8 protein-coding genes are annotated in these 15,497 nt (G+C 45.4%); 1 reads left to right on the forward strand and 7 read right to left on the reverse strand.

The features are described 5' to 3' along the window. Positions 1–21 precede the first annotated feature (21 nt). From H6F98_RS10955 to H6F98_RS10965, 3 genes are all read right to left on the reverse strand, one after another. Complete coding sequence (locus H6F98_RS10955) at positions 22–5,529, reverse strand: AAA family ATPase (protein WP_192218791.1); 5,508 nt, start codon at positions 5,527–5,529, stop codon at positions 22–24. A 108-nt stretch (positions 5,530–5,637) separates the two neighbouring features. Next, entirely contained in the window at positions 5,638–6,033 is a 396-nt protein-coding gene (locus H6F98_RS10960) for a response regulator (protein ID WP_242058481.1), read from the reverse strand. 350 nt (positions 6,034–6,383) lie between these two features. After that, the gene (locus tag H6F98_RS10965) at positions 6,384–6,788 is read right to left on the reverse strand and encodes a hypothetical protein (protein WP_192218721.1); all 405 of its coding nucleotides are present in this window, start codon (positions 6,786–6,788) and stop codon (positions 6,384–6,386) included. A gap of 309 nt (positions 6,789–7,097) precedes the next feature. Between H6F98_RS10965 and H6F98_RS10970 the strand changes: the two genes are divergently transcribed. Continuing rightward, positions 7,098–8,528 (forward strand): MFS transporter, encoded by a 1,431-nt coding sequence (locus tag H6F98_RS10970; RefSeq protein ID WP_192218722.1) that lies wholly within the window; start codon positions 7,098–7,100, stop codon positions 8,526–8,528. Between the two features lie 13 nt (positions 8,529–8,541). Here the strand turns inward: H6F98_RS10970 and H6F98_RS10975 are convergent, their stop codons facing one another. The 4 genes from H6F98_RS10975 to H6F98_RS10990 form a co-directional block, all read right to left on the reverse strand. After that, the gene (locus H6F98_RS10975) at positions 8,542–8,919 is read right to left on the reverse strand and encodes a response regulator (protein ID WP_192218723.1); all 378 of its coding nucleotides are present in this window, start codon (positions 8,917–8,919) and stop codon (positions 8,542–8,544) included. 33 nt (positions 8,920–8,952) lie between these two features. Further along, complete coding sequence (locus tag H6F98_RS33470) at positions 8,953–12,150, reverse strand: PAS domain S-box protein (protein ID WP_242058482.1); 3,198 nt, start codon at positions 12,148–12,150, stop codon at positions 8,953–8,955. A gap of 378 nt (positions 12,151–12,528) precedes the next feature. After that, positions 12,529–12,882, reverse strand: a complete 354-nt coding sequence (locus H6F98_RS10985) for an FHA domain-containing protein (protein ID WP_192218724.1) — start codon at positions 12,880–12,882, stop codon at positions 12,529–12,531. A gap of 434 nt (positions 12,883–13,316) precedes the next feature. Continuing rightward, on the reverse strand, positions 13,317–15,224 hold the full coding sequence (locus H6F98_RS10990; RefSeq protein ID WP_192218725.1) for a response regulator: 1,908 nt from the start codon (positions 15,222–15,224) through the stop codon (positions 13,317–13,319). Between the last annotated feature and the right edge of the window lie 273 nt (positions 15,225–15,497).

Here is a 15,497-nt window from a genome sequence, read left to right on the forward strand (position 1 = left end):
ATCGCACACGTCAGCTCAGGTTCAATATGCGGCTGACGGGCGCTTTGAACTGTTCAAAACGTCAATGCGGTTCGAGGGTCCCATAGGCAGAGAACAGCATGGCTTCCCAACAGAAGGAGTCTGAAGAACACTCGTATAGTTATTGATGTCCACCAAGTGAATACCTTGACAGCGTTTGAGATAGATTTGAGCGACTCTATCTTCTGGGTTAAGCCTCAAGACTTCTTCAAACAGTCTTGCTGCACAGGTAAACGAATGCAGATTGTAATGCAATAAGGCTTCCTCAAATGCCGTTTTCGTGATTAACTTGCCCTCTCGGAGTTTAGGTGGATCGGCATCAAATACCTCATAAACACTCACATCGGCTGATTTTCCCTTAACCTGAACTCGGTCGATGATGCGAAAGGCATATTGATTTACATCTTCTAATTGAGCAAAAGTCCAGTGAGAAATTAACATCGATACCCCATACTTTTTCGTCAATCCTTCAAGGCGAGAGGCTAAATTGACGGCATCACTGATGACGGTGGTATCCATTCGATTTTGTCCTCCAACTGTACCCAACATCAAAGAACCTGTATTGATGCCAATACCAATCTGAATCGGCACGTAGCCAGAATTAACGCGATACTGATTGTATTCAGCAAGTCGGTGCAGCATGGCAATTCCTGCTTTCAGCGCATCATCAGCATTCCCGCTAAATAGAGCCATAATCGCATCACCGATATATTTATCAATAAAGCCTTGATGAGCGACGATCACAGGCTCCATGCGAGTGAGATAGGCATTAATAAATTTAAAATTGTCCTCTGGAGTGATGCTTTCCGATAGAGTAGTGAAATCCCGAATATCGGCAAATAGCACTGACATCTCTTTCTGCACCGAGTCACCTAATTTGACATCGACAATGCTTTCCTTTTCCAAAAACTGGAGAAATTGACAGGGGATAAAACGTGAGGAAGCTTCATTGAACTGAGTCAGCTTGCTCTCACTTTCCTTGACTTCCGAGTAGAGTTTAGCATTTGCGATCGCAATTGCGGCTTGGGCGGATAAAAGTTTTATAACTTCCAATCTATCGGGAGTAAAAGCTCCTGTGGTAAGATTATTTTCCAAGTAAACAATACTGATTAGTTTGTCTTGATTAATCAGAGGAACACAAAGAACTGACTTGGGTTTATTTTGGGTGATGTAGGTCTCTTTGGTAAATTGCCCCTCACGAGTAGCATCATTTAAGACTACGCTTTCCTTTGTGCGGGCAACATAGTTGATAATTGCTGATGACAGTAGGGGAGTTGAGCTATACACGGCTAAAGGTTCAATTGGAATTGACTGCAATACGGTGACGCTATCTTCCTTTGCTGCACCTTCTGCTTCAATCAGCAGCTTACCCGCTTGTGCCAAAATCAAGAAGCCTTTTTGCGCCCCAGCATTCTCAATTAAAATCTTCATCAATTTTGCCAGTAATTTATCTAGCATAATTTCACCAGAAATTACTTGGCTGGCTTTCATCATGGTGGCTAAATCCAGTACTTTTGAACTTTCAGTGCCACTTTCCGTCACTCTTGAGAGAGTGGTAATGCTATCAGACTTTTTAAAAAGCAACTGTGGATACCGCGCTTCCAAATCCTTGACTTTAGCAATTGCTCCCCATTGGCGATAGCAATGACGAGCATCCAGCATATAGACTTGTGCAATTTTTGTTTTACCTAAAGCTAGATAAAACTTTGCTGCTAGTTCATGAGCTAGCGCTTCATCATTAATGTATTCATGTTCTTTCGCCAGTTCGATAGCGCGATCATAACAGTCTATTGCCTTATCCTTATGACCAAGAACTCGGTGTCGCTCTGCTTCCACCAAATAAAACTTATGGAGGTGAGTCATCGGAGCAGAATTCGCCCATTTTTTTATCTTTTTTTGGTTGAGTTCAACCTTTTTCAGGATTCTTTTTTGCTCGGACTTAGAAGCGTCAGAATATATAGCAAGATGAACAAGAGAATTGTAGAAATGAGAAAGAGGAATAGATCCTACAGCACTCTTTATATTTTTTTCCACTAATGCGGCATTTTCAAGGGCTTGCTGATAGTCTTCAAAAAGATAGCCGAGGTATAATTTGAAAAAATAGATTGAATGACAAATATTTGTAGTATTTGCAGCCAAATGAATGGGCAGCATTTTTATTTCATCATAGCTTTCACCGATTAAACGGCACTTATCTTCAGCCCGATCCATCAAGTTCAATACGACTTGTCGATTGAGTTGATTGTAATAAAAGAGTGTTTCTTGATTGAGTTGCCTGAAAGCGTTACTGTACATTGCCATCTCGCATTCCAGCCGTGTCAAGTCCTTGCCCATTACAAGGGAATAGTAGCAGTAGGCACCGGCTGAATAAGTTGCATATTCTAAATCTCCAGTTTCCAGCCCAATCAAGTAAGCATCTAGTAAAGGAGATAAGCTTTCCCTAAGATGCTCCTTCCAATGTCTGATAAAGTAATTAACAATAAAGAGTGTCCTAGCTTTAAGTTCTTTAGCATTAAACTTATCGAGTAAACGGAGAGCAAGTTGACCAAATTGATAACCGGACTCAACGTCTCCTACGACTTCCCCAGAAAGAATTAGCCCGTAGGTAGCATAGGCATAAGAGGACACAGGAGTATTCCCGTATTTGATTGATAAATTGACCTGCTTCAATACAATTAATGGAAACAGTTCCGACGCTGCGAAATACGCAGCAGAAGCTACACCCGATAGAATACGCATGGCAGCTAGCTTGTAAGGATCGCTCATTTCTGACAAATCGATTAAATCCTCGATGCGTTTCCCTGCTAGCCTGACCTTTGTTCTCACCAGTTCAGAGATAATATCTAATTTATTGGACTTTTTGGGAAAGCGAATTCCCAACATTGTCAATACTGATAGTGCAGTCTTAACTGCATCCAAGGGTTGATTATGCGCCGTATAGCCTTGGATTTTGATTTCATAGATCTTCACTTTGTCCAACAGCGTTTTAGCTTGTTGCAGTACAACAGAAGCAAATCTATCCATTTCCTCAAAGCTACCCCTCAAGATAGCTACCTCTACTGCTTCCACATACAGTGCTAGGGTGAGGTCATACTGGCTTTGCCAGCTATCTGTACTGAGGCAATTTATGCCAACTTTTAAGTAATTCCATGCTGATTCATAAGCGGCTGATGCCTTAGCTTTTTTGCCAGCAAGGAGATTTAATTGAGCTAGCTGATTTCGTTCTGAATCAACAGCGATTAACTCAATACCAAAGTTTAACTGATTGACGATATCAAAAATCTTTTGTTCTCGTACCTGTTGCAGAGTATTTTGTAACAGAAGTTGCCCAACTTTCCAGTGAATAGCTTGCTTGTCTTCTGGGGGAATTAGAGAATATGCGGCTTGCTGTATCCGGTCATGAGCAAACTTGTATTCAATAGTTGCTGGTTCTTGGTTTATTTCTAATAACGAGTGACTGATGATATCTAGATCAATTGACTTGTAGGCATCGCTAAGAGGTATGATCAGATTAGTTGCGATCGCTTTTTGCAGGTCGGCTGCTGTATCTTTTTGAGACTTTTCATAAACAATCGCCAGCGTTTCGAGGTCAAACTGATTTCCTATTGCCGCAGCTAGCTGTAATACCCGTTGTGTAGAAGCATTCAACCTTTGAATCTTGCTAGCCATTAGCTCCACAACATTATTGGTGATGCTCTGCGCTTTAATCTGCTCTAAATCCCACTGCCACTGCCCTTGACTACCCCCCTGACTAAGGGGCTTCAAGTCAAACTTTATCAGTTTTTCGGCATAAAGGGATTTCAAAAACTCCTGAAGGAAGAAAGGATTACCACCTGTTTTTGATAATACCAATTCAGCCAGAGGAATTGTCTTCTCTGGAGTGTATTTTAGAGTATCCGAAATTACCTGATTGATGTTGGACAAGTCCAGAGGGGAAAGGAAAATATGCTCGATTTTTACCCCAGCTCCTCTTATCTCGTCAACAGTTAAGATCAATGGATGAGCTGTATTTACTTCGTTATCACGGTAGGCACCAATGAAGAACAAATATTGGCTATCGGGCGCACTCATCAGCAACTTAATCAGCTTTAGTGAAGCGACATCTGCCCACTGCAAATCATCGATAAACATCACTAAGGGATGTTCGGGTTGGGTAAACACCCAGATAAAGTTTTGAAAGACGAGATTGAAGCGGTTTTGAGCCTCAGCTATTGCTAAATCTGGCACCTCCGGTTGCTTGCCTACAATCAGTTCCACTTCAGGAATCACATCAATAATCACTTGACCATTGGCACCAAAGGCAGCTAAAAGCTTTTCTCGCCATTGGGCAAGAGATGCTTCAGGTTCGGTTAAAAGTTGCCGTACTAAATTCGAGAAGGCGCTGACAATAGCTGAGTAGGGTATATTGCGCTGAAACTGGTCAAACTTCCCCGATATAAAATACCCTCTACACTTAGTAATGGGTTTATAAATTTCCTGCACCAACGCTGACTTTCCGATACCAGAATAACCCGATACCAGCATCATTTCGCTTTTGTTAGTTGTTGGTTGTTTCTGACCATTAACTCGCTCAAATGCCGCTAGGAGAGTTTCTACTTCCGCCTCACGTCCATAAAGTTTTTGCGGGATTTGAAACTTGTCAGAAATATCGTAAAGACCAAGAGGAAATTTTGAAATCTTGCTTTTATTTTCTAACTGAAAAAGACATTCTTCTAAATCTGCTTTAATTCCCCAAGCACTTTGATAGCGCTCCTCTGCCGTTTTCGCTAGCAACTTCATGACAATCTCGGAAACAGCTTTGGGAATGTCTGGATTGAGTTCGTGGGGTGGCACGGGTTGTTGAGCGATATGACAATGGACTAACTCCATCGCATCAGTGCTATCAAAAGGAAGTTGACAAGTTAGTAGTTCATAAAAAGTAACACCAAGGGAGTAAAAATCCGTCCGGTAATCCAGCAAACGGTTCATTCTACCCGTTTGTTCCGGTGAGATATAAGCTAAAGTTCCCTCTAAAATATTCGGATTTTTGATTGTCGGGTTTTCGCGAGATAAGACGGTGGAAATGCCAAAGTCGATGATTTTAAGCTGCTTTGTATATGGGTTGAAGACAATATTAGACGGGTTGATGTCTTTATGGATAATATGGCGACTGTGAACTTCTCCTAGAATCTCAGTAAGCTTTATGCCAAGGAAGAGAAATTCTTTGAGCGCGAATGCTGAGTTATTCATCAAGATCTTTAAGGATTCGCCGCCAAAATCCTCAAAGATTATTACCAGAGTATTTTGATACTTTTCTAACCCATAAGCTCTGACAACGCCTTCAATACTAAGCCTGTGAGTGATTTCATACTCTTGTTTGCATCTGAGGATTTCTTCCGGCGTGGGGTAGTCTTCCTTCAGAAACTTGAGGATAACCGCTTTATTATCTTCCTCTCGGATACCCCGATAGACTAAAGAATTGGTACTTTCATAGATTTGGACAATAATCTGGTAGCCTAGTAGGGCGCTCATCATTCTGACTCTTTAAGGTATCTTTTGAGCTGATTAAGATGCGCCCTTCTTTAGAATCGATAACTCGAAAAAGCTTTCACTCATCAAGTCAGTGCGTAGTTTTACCGCTTACCAGCCGAGAGCGTTGGTTATCTCGTGAGTCAGCGAAATAGGATTGAAAGGTTTAGCGATCGCCCCTGCCACACCAAACGATTGGAGCTGGTGTTGATTGAACCAACGCGCTTTTGCCGTCAACAACACGACTGGAATAAGTTGCGTAACCGGATTGGCTCTTAGCTTTTGGAGAAACGTCAAGCCGTCTATTTCTAGCATGGAGATGTCTAAAACAATGGCATCCGGTTGCACTGCCACTGCCTTGTCCAACCCTTCCTGGGTAGATGCAACTGAATGCACATCCCAACCGCCCAAATCTTGTAAGCAGGCTTGTACTATCTCCCGAACATTAGCTTCGTTATCAACCAGCAAAACGAGTTTGGTGTTCATCGCCACCTCCAGTACGCTCATACACTTCCCTTAACCTCACTCACTTTGGGTTTGAATCTAAATTTCTGTACTGGCTAGCTGAAAGTTGCAAAGCTTTTAAGCCAAATGGTGGACTGGTAACAGCTTTCCAACAAAGTAGTGAGTGCCCCTTGCATGGAATTTGCTCAATCGCTCCAGTGTTGTGGAGACTTCCAGTGTCCTGTATTCATGGTCTTTAGTCTGCGATCGTTAACCAGCAACTCTAACGATCTCCCCGTCGTTCAGGTAGTGTGCTGAGGTTGCTATGTCTCAAGGCTAAAAAAAGAAAATAAGGAACTTATAAGGACGGAAAGATTTTGTCCAAATAAATTGGCAGTGGTTGCCTACAGGCTTCAAGCCAAAATCTCAGCGACCTGTTCAGAAATAGTCACCGGGTTAACGGACTTAGTCGTGACCGGGGTAGACGCACCGCGTGCAAACCACGCTGGGTCATTTGCTAACTTCAGCATCAGCCTATTCTCAGGAGGCTGCGGATTTTGTGTAATCCGAGAATTTATCAGGCTGTCAACATAGAGTTCAAGAAAAAACGTAATTTCTTTTCTAGCGGTCTTTTGCAGGCATGAGGGGAGTGTCGAAGCCACAATCGCGTAGGTTTGTGCGGCTTCCTCAAGCAAATCAAGAATTTCTGCTGAGGTTACATCCTGATATTGCTCTTGCCGACCCGCCAGAACCTTAAACAGCGGCAAGTCAAGATTTTGAAAAGCTAAAGCCTCTAGATCTCTAAAATCAACAGTCATCAGTCGTTTCCCTGATTTAATGTAAACAGTAAATTAAATATGCTGGGTGTCTTCCAAGAAGGCACTTTAGATCTGCGTGGCGAAAGTTTCTCACTTGCCGTGGTGCTGAGGTTGCCTCGTCTTTAAGACTAAACCTAAAAAATAAGGAACTTATAAAGATGTTTATCGTTCATGGTTCATGGCAATTTTCCAGTAGGTATTGCACATTGTACGGATGATTCTTCTGGAGTAGGCATCCCGCCTGTCCTGAAGGATTTAGGATGGAGAAGTTGTGCTAGGTTTGGCTCGGTCTAGTTGCAATCTTCCCGAATGAATCATTCTCCCGATGCTATTCCCCTAAAGCCTCGTAGCGAAAGCCTGAGTTTGAGAACCAAACTTGCCTATGGAGTTGGAGAACTCGGAGGGGAGATTCCTAACAATATTTTGGTGTTTTTCCTGTTGTTTTTTCTCACCTCAGTGGCCGGGTTAAATCCCACCCTAGCTGGCAGCGTCTTGCTAATCAGTAAGGTTTGGGATGCTGTCAACGACCCCTTGATTGGAATCTTAAGCGATCGCACCCGTTCCCCTCTAGGCAGGCGCTACCCCTGGATGCTTGCAGGTGCTATTCCCTTGGGAGTGTGCTTCTGCTTGCAGTGGTTCGTTCCACCCACTACGAATCAATGGCTACTGTTTGCGTACTATAGTGGGATAGCTCTGCTGTTTTATACAGCCTTTACGGCCGTTGCCGTTCCTCATAGTACCCTCGCTGCCGAACTAACTACTGGTTATGACGAACGCACGAGCCTGGTTAGCTTTAAAGCAGCTTTTAGCATTGGCGCTAGTATCCTCTCCCTGACTTTAGCTCAGGTAATCTTTGCCAAGATTGCTGACCCTTCCAAGAAGTATTTGATTCTAGGAGGCGTGTGTGGAATTATCGCCATGTCTGCGGTTTGCGTATGTGTTTGGGGTACCTACAAACGCTATCAGGCAATCCAAGCGCAACGAATTCCAGTTTCTCTCTCCTCATCCCTACCAATCAGGCAACAGCTTCAGATTGCCTTAAGCAATTTCCCTTTTTTGTGCGTCATTGGTATTTATCTGTGTTCCTGGTTAGGTCTACAGGTAACGGCAGCAATCTTGCCCTACTTTGTGATTAACTGGATGAGACTGCCAGACCATTACTTTACCCAGACAGCAATCGCCGTCCAAGGTACAGCCTTAACGATGATGTTTTTCTGGAGTGCCGTCGCGACTCGATTGGGAAAAAGAGCCATCTACGGGATGGGGATTCCCTTGACAATATGCGCTTTGGTTGGGCTGTGTTTCCTTCAACCGGGTCAAGTGGGGCTGATGTACGTCTTAGCCGTGATGACAGGGGTTGGTTTGTCCACAGCTTACTTGGTACCTTGGTCGATGCTGCCAGATGTGCTGGATTTGGATGAACTCAATACAGGACAGCGGCGAGAGGGGATTTTTTGTGGCTTGGTTGTGCAGTTCCAAAAAACGGCTTTGGCGATCGCACTTTTCCTGGTAGGCAAAATCTTAGACTGGGCTGGATTCATACCCACAACTCCCGGACAATCGCTTCCTTCTCAACCTGAATCAGCTCTCTTGGCAATCCGTTGGCTTATCGGTCCCGTACCAGCGTTAGTGTTAGTTTTTGGTTTGGTTTGCGCCTACTTCTATCCAATTACTCGCTCCGTGCATGGGGAAATTCTACTAAAACTACTAGAGCGTAGGAATAGCTCCAAACACCTCTAGACTAAACTAGACTCTACAGGCTCCAATCTAAAATTTCAGCGACCTCTTCAGAAATGGTTACAGGGTTAAAGGGTTTGGTAATGACCCCAGCTACGCCCATCTTTGCAAACCGCGCTCGGTCATCTGGTAGTACTTTGGCAGTCAGTAGAATGACAGGAATGGATTGAGTAGCGGGATTTTGCTGAAGCTTTTCAAAGAAAACGAAGCCGTCCATGTCCGGCATAGATACATCGAGAAGAATAGCATCGAGGCTTTGAGCTTGTGCTAAAAGCAACCCTTCCTGAGCTGAAGTAGCTGCGATCGCTTCCCAGCCTCCCAAGTCTTCCAGGCAAGCCCGAACCACTTCTCGGATGCGTTCTTCATCGTCAATCACTAAAATTCGCTTGTTCATGGTTCATTGTTTGTGGTTCAAGGATGAAGTATGTTATCGCGCTGGTGGTACTGGCAAGGTGAAATAAAAGCTGCTGCCTTCACCTAGAGTACTTTCAGCCCAGATACGTCCACCGTGCTGCTGCACGATACTTTGGCAGATAGCTAAACCCAAACCTGTACCTCCTTTGGAGCGAGAATCCGAGGCATCAACCTGCTGAAATCGCCCGAAAATTGCTTCCAGTTTATCCACTGGAATACCTCGCCCCTGGTCTTTAACTTGGAACAGGACATGGTCTGACTGGAGTTGGGCAGTCAGGGTAATTGTGGTATTGGAGGGTGAGAACTTGATGGCGTTACTCAATAAATTAGTGAGGGTTTGGATAATCGAATCAGGGGCAACCCACACTTGAGCCGATACAGGAGAAACACACAGAGCGATCGCTGCGGAATCAGCAAGAGCTTGCATGGCATCCACCGATTGCTGTATCAAAGCCGTGGCATCACAAACTTCCTTCACCAACACCACTTTGCCCGAATCTAACCGTTCCAAATCCAGGATGTCATTAACTAACCGCACCAAGCGTTCGCTATCAGTCAGGGCAATCTCGACCATGCGTTTCGCTTTTTCGGGTTTATTGTCATAGATTCCCATTGCCAGTAAGCCGAGGGAACCTCGAATGCCAGTCAGTGGAGTCCGCAGTTCGTGGCTGACGATGGAAATAAACTCATTTTTTATCCGCTCAACGGTTTGACGCTGGGTGATATCTTCGCCAATGCTCGTGGTTCCGATGATGTTCCCTTCTGCATCTTGCAGGACGGTGTTGTTCCAGGCAATGAATCGTTCTTCACCCGATTTGGTCAGAATTGGGTTGATGTAGTGGGTGTGAAGGTTGTCTTCCAAGACTTCATGAAAAACCGTGTTGACCTGCTGTTGATGGGATGGAGGAAGAAAATTTTCAAACCAGTTCTTGCCCAAAACTTCTGCTTGGGTATATCCAGTGAGGCTGAGGAAGAAGGGGTTAACATACTCCACATTTCCCCTTGAATCTAAGCCTACCACCAGGAGTTGCACGTTCTCCAAGAGCGATCGCCACCGTCGTTCGGCTTCTTGCAGGGTCGCTTCTGTGCGCTTGCGATCGGTAATATCCAGTGACGTTCCGAAGAGTTTAACAACTTGCCCTTGCTCGTTAAAAACAGCCTCTCCTCTTGCCTCAATGTACCGGACTTGACCAGACGCTCCTGGTGTCGCTACCGCTGCGCTATTGGGACGCACAATCCGAAAGTCAAATTTGTAGGAGTTTCCCGACGCAAGCGCTTGCCCGACAACTTCTTGCCACAAGGCTCGGTCATCGAGATGAATCTGCTGGAGGTGTTCGTCGAAGGTTGGTTCGGGTTCGGTTGGGTCAAGACCAAAGATGCGGAATAGTTCCTCTGACCAGGTGATTTCCTGAGTCAGTACGTCAAATTCCCAGTTACCAACATGGGCAACTCTTTGAGCTGTTGCAAGATTGGCTTCACTTTTGCGGAGTTTTTCCTCAGCTTCCCTGCGTTCGGTGATGTCAGAAAATGAGGTAACGGCTGCGTAAGCTCTAGTTTCTCCGGGGTGAATCAGCGGTTGGGAATTAATGGAAATCCAGGTGAGCGACCCATCCGGTTTGTGGATGCCCATAATGACGTTAGACTGGGGTTTTCCCGTCCGTAAAGTAACCATCGCCGGATGCAGTTCGCCAGGGAAAGGTGAGCCATCTTCGTAAATCGCCTGCCAACGACGGTCAACTGAGGTAAGTCCTTGCATTTGTTGGGCGGTTAGTCCCAGGATGCTTTCAGCACTGGCATTACAGGCAGTAATTTGACCGTCAGCCTGCTGGAGTACAATTCCCTCAGACATTACCGTGACAACAGAACGGTAACGCTCTTCACTGACTCGTAGCTCTTGCTCTATGCGTTGGCGCTCAATCAGTTCCGCCTGCACCCTAGAATAGAGTTCCGACTGCTGAAGAGCGATCGCTACCTGCGTTGCTAACTGTTTCAATAGCTCTATCTCATAAGACTGCCAGTGCCTTTCACCCCGACAGTGATGGACGATCAACAGTCCCCAAACCTTTCCACCTGCAAGAATGGGGACGATTAAGTTGGCAGTAACTTGGAACGGTGCGAGTAATTCCAGGTAGCAGGGTTTTAGACCTACGGTGTGGATATTTGCGATCGCTGTGACTCGACCTTGCAGATACAGTTGAGCGTAGTCTTTGCTAAAGCAAGGGTCGTAAATGGTTGTGTCCAGAACTGCTGGAAAGTCAGCACAGACGGACTCCACGACAATTTGCCCACTAAAGTCGGAATTGAAGCGGTAAATCAGCACACGGTCAGTCTGAAGGAGTTGTCGAACTTCTGTAACGGTGGTGTTGAGAATTTCATCGAGTTCTAGGGACTGATGAACTGAGAGAGCAATGGCTCCGAATAACCGTTCCCTTGCCTGTGCTGCTACGCGATCGGTAATATCCCGTACCGTCCCAAATAACTTCTCGATCTGACCGTCCCCGTTAAAAATTGGTTCTCCCTGACCAAACAGATGCCGTACAGAACCGTCGGGTCGTACAATCCGAAACTCTAATTGGCAAGATTTTCCTCCAGCAATCTGGTTAACCGTTGTATCCCATAACGTTTTGTCGTCTGGATGAATCTTGTGCAAATGTTCAGTAAGGGTCGGCGTAGCTTGGCCTGGAGCAAGCCCGTAAATGCGGAAGGTTTCATCTGACCAAGCGATTTCTTCGGTAGCTACATCGAATTCCCAACTCCCTACATGAGCGACCTTTTGAGCTTGGGCGAGGTGAGTTTTCTCCTTCAACAGTGCAGCTTCTGCTTTTTGGCGTTCTTTAATTTCCTTTTCAAGTTGTGCAGTGCTGGGAATTGCCAAAGCTTGGGGCAGTAACGAGACTAGTTCGCTAGCCGTATACAAGGAGACAACAGCAGTAAACGCCTTGATCAAACCCGACAGCCAATAGTTAGGATGCCAAAGCGTCCAAATTTCCATGATGTGAGTCGTGCCACAGGAAATGATGAAGGCACCAAACAACAGGAAAATCCAGTTGAAGGGTACATCTCGTCTCTTAGCGACAAAATAGCTTAGCGTTAGCGGAATTGAGTAATAAGCCAGCGCCGTCAAGGCATCTGATACGATGTGTAACCCTACTAAACCTGGCTTCCAGAGATAGCAATGTCCGTGGGGGATAAAAAATTCCGCTATTACCATACTGACTATCTTAAAAACTCTCAAAAAAGACTATGCAAAGGAGGATGCCAAACTCCGCAAGCCTTAAATCTAGTTTGCCTCCATCACGAGCAATACTGCTAGGAACCGCTGCTTCAGTTGCCAAGAATTTGAGCTGAAAATCAACTTAGAAGCCGAAGCTCACGGAGATCGCATTTCGGTATCTTTCGCACGACTCATTATCGTTAATGGTTAGTAAAAGCTGATTAACAGTTTCGAGCGCCTCAATGCCATCATTAGCGACAATTACATTTAAGCCATTAAACAATAGAATTTTTGATATGACTAGCTATTGGACTCGGTCATCATCTACCAGTAGCACTGAACTCATATCAATTTTCCTAAACTCTAAATAAATCTCTAGAAAAATCCAAAAACAAATGAGATTAAATCGCCTTCACCAAAGGACATTTTGTCACCTGCATATAATCGGTAACGCTGTCCTGTCGCCAATCGTTTCTGATTGAGATATGTGCCTTTTGCACTTCTCATGTCTTCAATGAAGTAGATGTTTCCCTCTTTCTGAATCCTTACCTGAAGGCGAGAAACCATATCTGAGTTTGGAAAATTTGATAAATCAACATCTAGGGGAATCCGTCCATTCAATTTACCCATGTGAATAACAAGGAGATTTCTCGATAATTCAATAGATGTGCAAGTTTGTGTATGACGCAGCTCGATCGCATTTTGAGTCACAAAACGAGTTGTTTGCATAGCGCTAGTAGCGAAGTTCCTGGTTTCAATTTGTATACTCTTAGACTAAACTAAAGTTTTTTGAGAAGTTTATTTTAGGCATCAAGACTCGATAAAGATTCAATGAATTTATTTGTTAAATGCGTGGAGAATTATGCTTGCAACAGCAATGATTATTATTATGTTTGTCTAATGTTTGTTTTGTGTATAACTTCAATATTTGACAGATTAAATATACTAAAATCATTGCTTTTATTTATATAGCAATTCTCGTATCAGGCAGGTACATCTAACTTTCTTGCCAATTCCCAATTCCCTTGGGGTGCGCTTCCTCATCCGGAGAGAGCCTCCGGATGCCAGCGTCACCCAATTCCCGAAAACCTAGAAATTTGTACCTCATCCACAGGAGAACCGCTATAGTTCATTGTTGATTGAGAAGACAATGAACCATGAACTTATGTTTGTTTTAACTTCTGTCGTAACCGAACTCGCTCAATGTGGCTTGTCACTCGCGTGACCAACTCCGGCCCCACCACTGGTTTATTAATAAAGTCATCCGCTCCAGCCGCAAACACCCGTTGGATTGACTCGGCATCTGTGTGAGCCGTCACAACCAGAATCGGCAAATCCCCCCACTGCGGGTCTTGGCGCACGACCTGACACAGGTCGATTCCGCTGAAAGTAGGCATCTCCAGATCTAAAACCAGCAGATCTGGAGTAGTTGCCGTCAGCACTTCCCAGAAGCGCTGAGGCTCATTGAGGTTCGTCACCTGAAATCCCCAAGGTCGCAGCAGGCTGCTCAATGCTGCCAGCGTTGCAGAATCGTCATCCACGACCAGAACCTTTGCTTCTACTGACTGAGTTTGGGGGAGGATGCGAGCGATCAGCTTTGCTGGTGCGCTTCGCGCAATCGCTTTGAAAATCTGCTCTGGTAAAACAGGTTTGTGTAGGAATCCACGCCCTCCCAAGCGAGACACAGCAACCCGGTCTTCCAATCTGTCTCGTCCGGTGAGTGCCAGAACTGGAATTGTAGAAGATTGCTCCGCTAGTTCCCGCAGCAGCGTTAGTCCATTTTCGGCTGAATCGGGAAAGGTAAGCTCTAGCAAGATGACATCGGGAGGAGTTTGGGCAACCTTCTGTCTGGCAGTCGTCAAATCGGGAGCCGTCTCAATTCGCATTTCCCAGACGGTGGCTTCTACTTTCAGTTGCTCAGTTAGTACCCTATCGTCATCAACGACCAGCACCAAAGGAGTTTGAGCAGGAGGTGTTGGTTCTGCAATGAGCGAGGTGGGAGGTTTCGTCAGTTCTTGTTGAAGGTCAGTAACCAGGCGATCGAGTCGTAAGACTTCCTCCCGTCCCAAAGCCTTGTCATCCATCAGCATATGTTCGATCGCCCGTGCCAGATTCGAGCCTTCCGGATAACCAAACGTTCCCATTGCACCCGCTAACTTGTGGGCTTCCTGCCTTGCACTCTGCCGCAGAACTTCGCTCAAATTGCCTTCGATCAGTGCTATCTTTGCTTGCTCCAGTACGGTAACCTGCTGTGCAAACGTATCTCTGAACCGTTCCAACACATTGCTGATTGAAGCCAGACCTTTCAATTTCGACTGGCTCCTTTCCCCCTTGTCCCCCGTTGCTATTTCCTCGCTTCCCCCTCCCGCACCACTCTCGCCCAACGCCTTCTCTTCAGGAGGAGACTTGAGCCGATAGCCCAAGCCATAGACTGTCTCGATAATTTCTTCAGTCATTCCCCCTGTCTTCAGCTTTTGTCGCAATTCTTTGATGTGGACTGTAACCGCACTTTCGGCAGGTGAGCCACCCAAAGACCAGAGGCGATCGATAATCGCACTCCGGCTGAAAACCCGTTGAGGATTTCGCAGGAAAAGCTCCAGCAAACTGTATTCTTTGGGGGTTAGAGAGAGAAGTTGTTCTCCAAAAGTAACCTCGCCCGAAACCGGATTCAAACAGAGGTTTCCCCAAGCCAGAACGCTCGTGACAGGAGAATTTCCCCGACGCAGCAAAGCCCGAATGCGTGCCATCAATGCCGATAATTCATAGGGCTTGACTATGTAGTCATCTGCTCCTGCGTCTAACCCTTGGACAATATCGCTGTTGGAGTCTTTGGCAGTCAGCAAGAGGATGGCTTTTTGATACCCCGTTGCACGGAGTTGGCGGCAAACGCTGATGCCGTCCAGTTTGGGAATGAGCCAATCCAATAAAATCAGATCATACTCAAAGGTTGTCGCCAGTTCTAGACCAGCTTGTCCGTCTGCCGCCACATCGACCGTGTAATGATGAGCAACGAGAGCTTCAAAAAGTGCCGAACCGATAAGCTCATCATCCTCCACCAGCAGAATTTTCACGGTGATTATTCCCCCTAGTTTTTTTGCCAACAAACAAGTGCGCGATCTGAAGATCAGCAGCTCTCTTGCTAACGCCGCGCTTTGCTGCTAGCGCACCATGCTACGCAAACGCTAATGCGATCGCGTTGTGGGTATCCAGGGTTTTAACACAAACGTCAGTGCAATACAGTGACGGGATGGTTTAGAAGCAGATGGAGAAGTTGTGCTAGGTTTGGCTCACTCTAGTTGCAATTTTCCCCAATAAATCATTCTCCCGATGCTATTCCCCTAAAT

Source organism: Microcoleus sp. FACHB-SPT15 (assembly GCF_014849525.1).
GTDB lineage: Bacteria > Cyanobacteriota > Cyanobacteriia > Cyanobacteriales > Coleofasciculaceae > Symplocastrum > Symplocastrum torsivum.

Coding starts and splice junctions, on each gene's coding strand:
- H6F98_RS10985 (WP_192218724.1), bottom strand. CDS start 12,882: ATGCAAACAACTCGTTTTGTGACTCAAAATGCGATCGAGCTGCGTCAT.
- H6F98_RS10960 (WP_242058481.1), bottom strand. CDS start 6,033: ATGAGCGTACTGGAGGTGGCGATGAACACCAAACTCGTTTTGCTGGTT.
- H6F98_RS10955 (WP_192218791.1), bottom strand. CDS start 5,529: ATGAGCGCCCTACTAGGCTACCAGATTATTGTCCAAATCTATGAAAGT.
- H6F98_RS10965 (WP_192218721.1), bottom strand. CDS start 6,788: ATGACTGTTGATTTTAGAGATCTAGAGGCTTTAGCTTTTCAAAATCTT.
- H6F98_RS33470 (WP_242058482.1), bottom strand. CDS start 12,150: ATGGTAATAGCGGAATTTTTTATCCCCCACGGACATTGCTATCTCTGG.
- H6F98_RS10970 (WP_192218722.1), top strand. CDS start 7,098: ATGAATCATTCTCCCGATGCTATTCCCCTAAAGCCTCGTAGCGAAAGC.
- H6F98_RS10975 (WP_192218723.1), bottom strand. CDS start 8,919: ATGAACAAGCGAATTTTAGTGATTGACGATGAAGAACGCATCCGAGAA.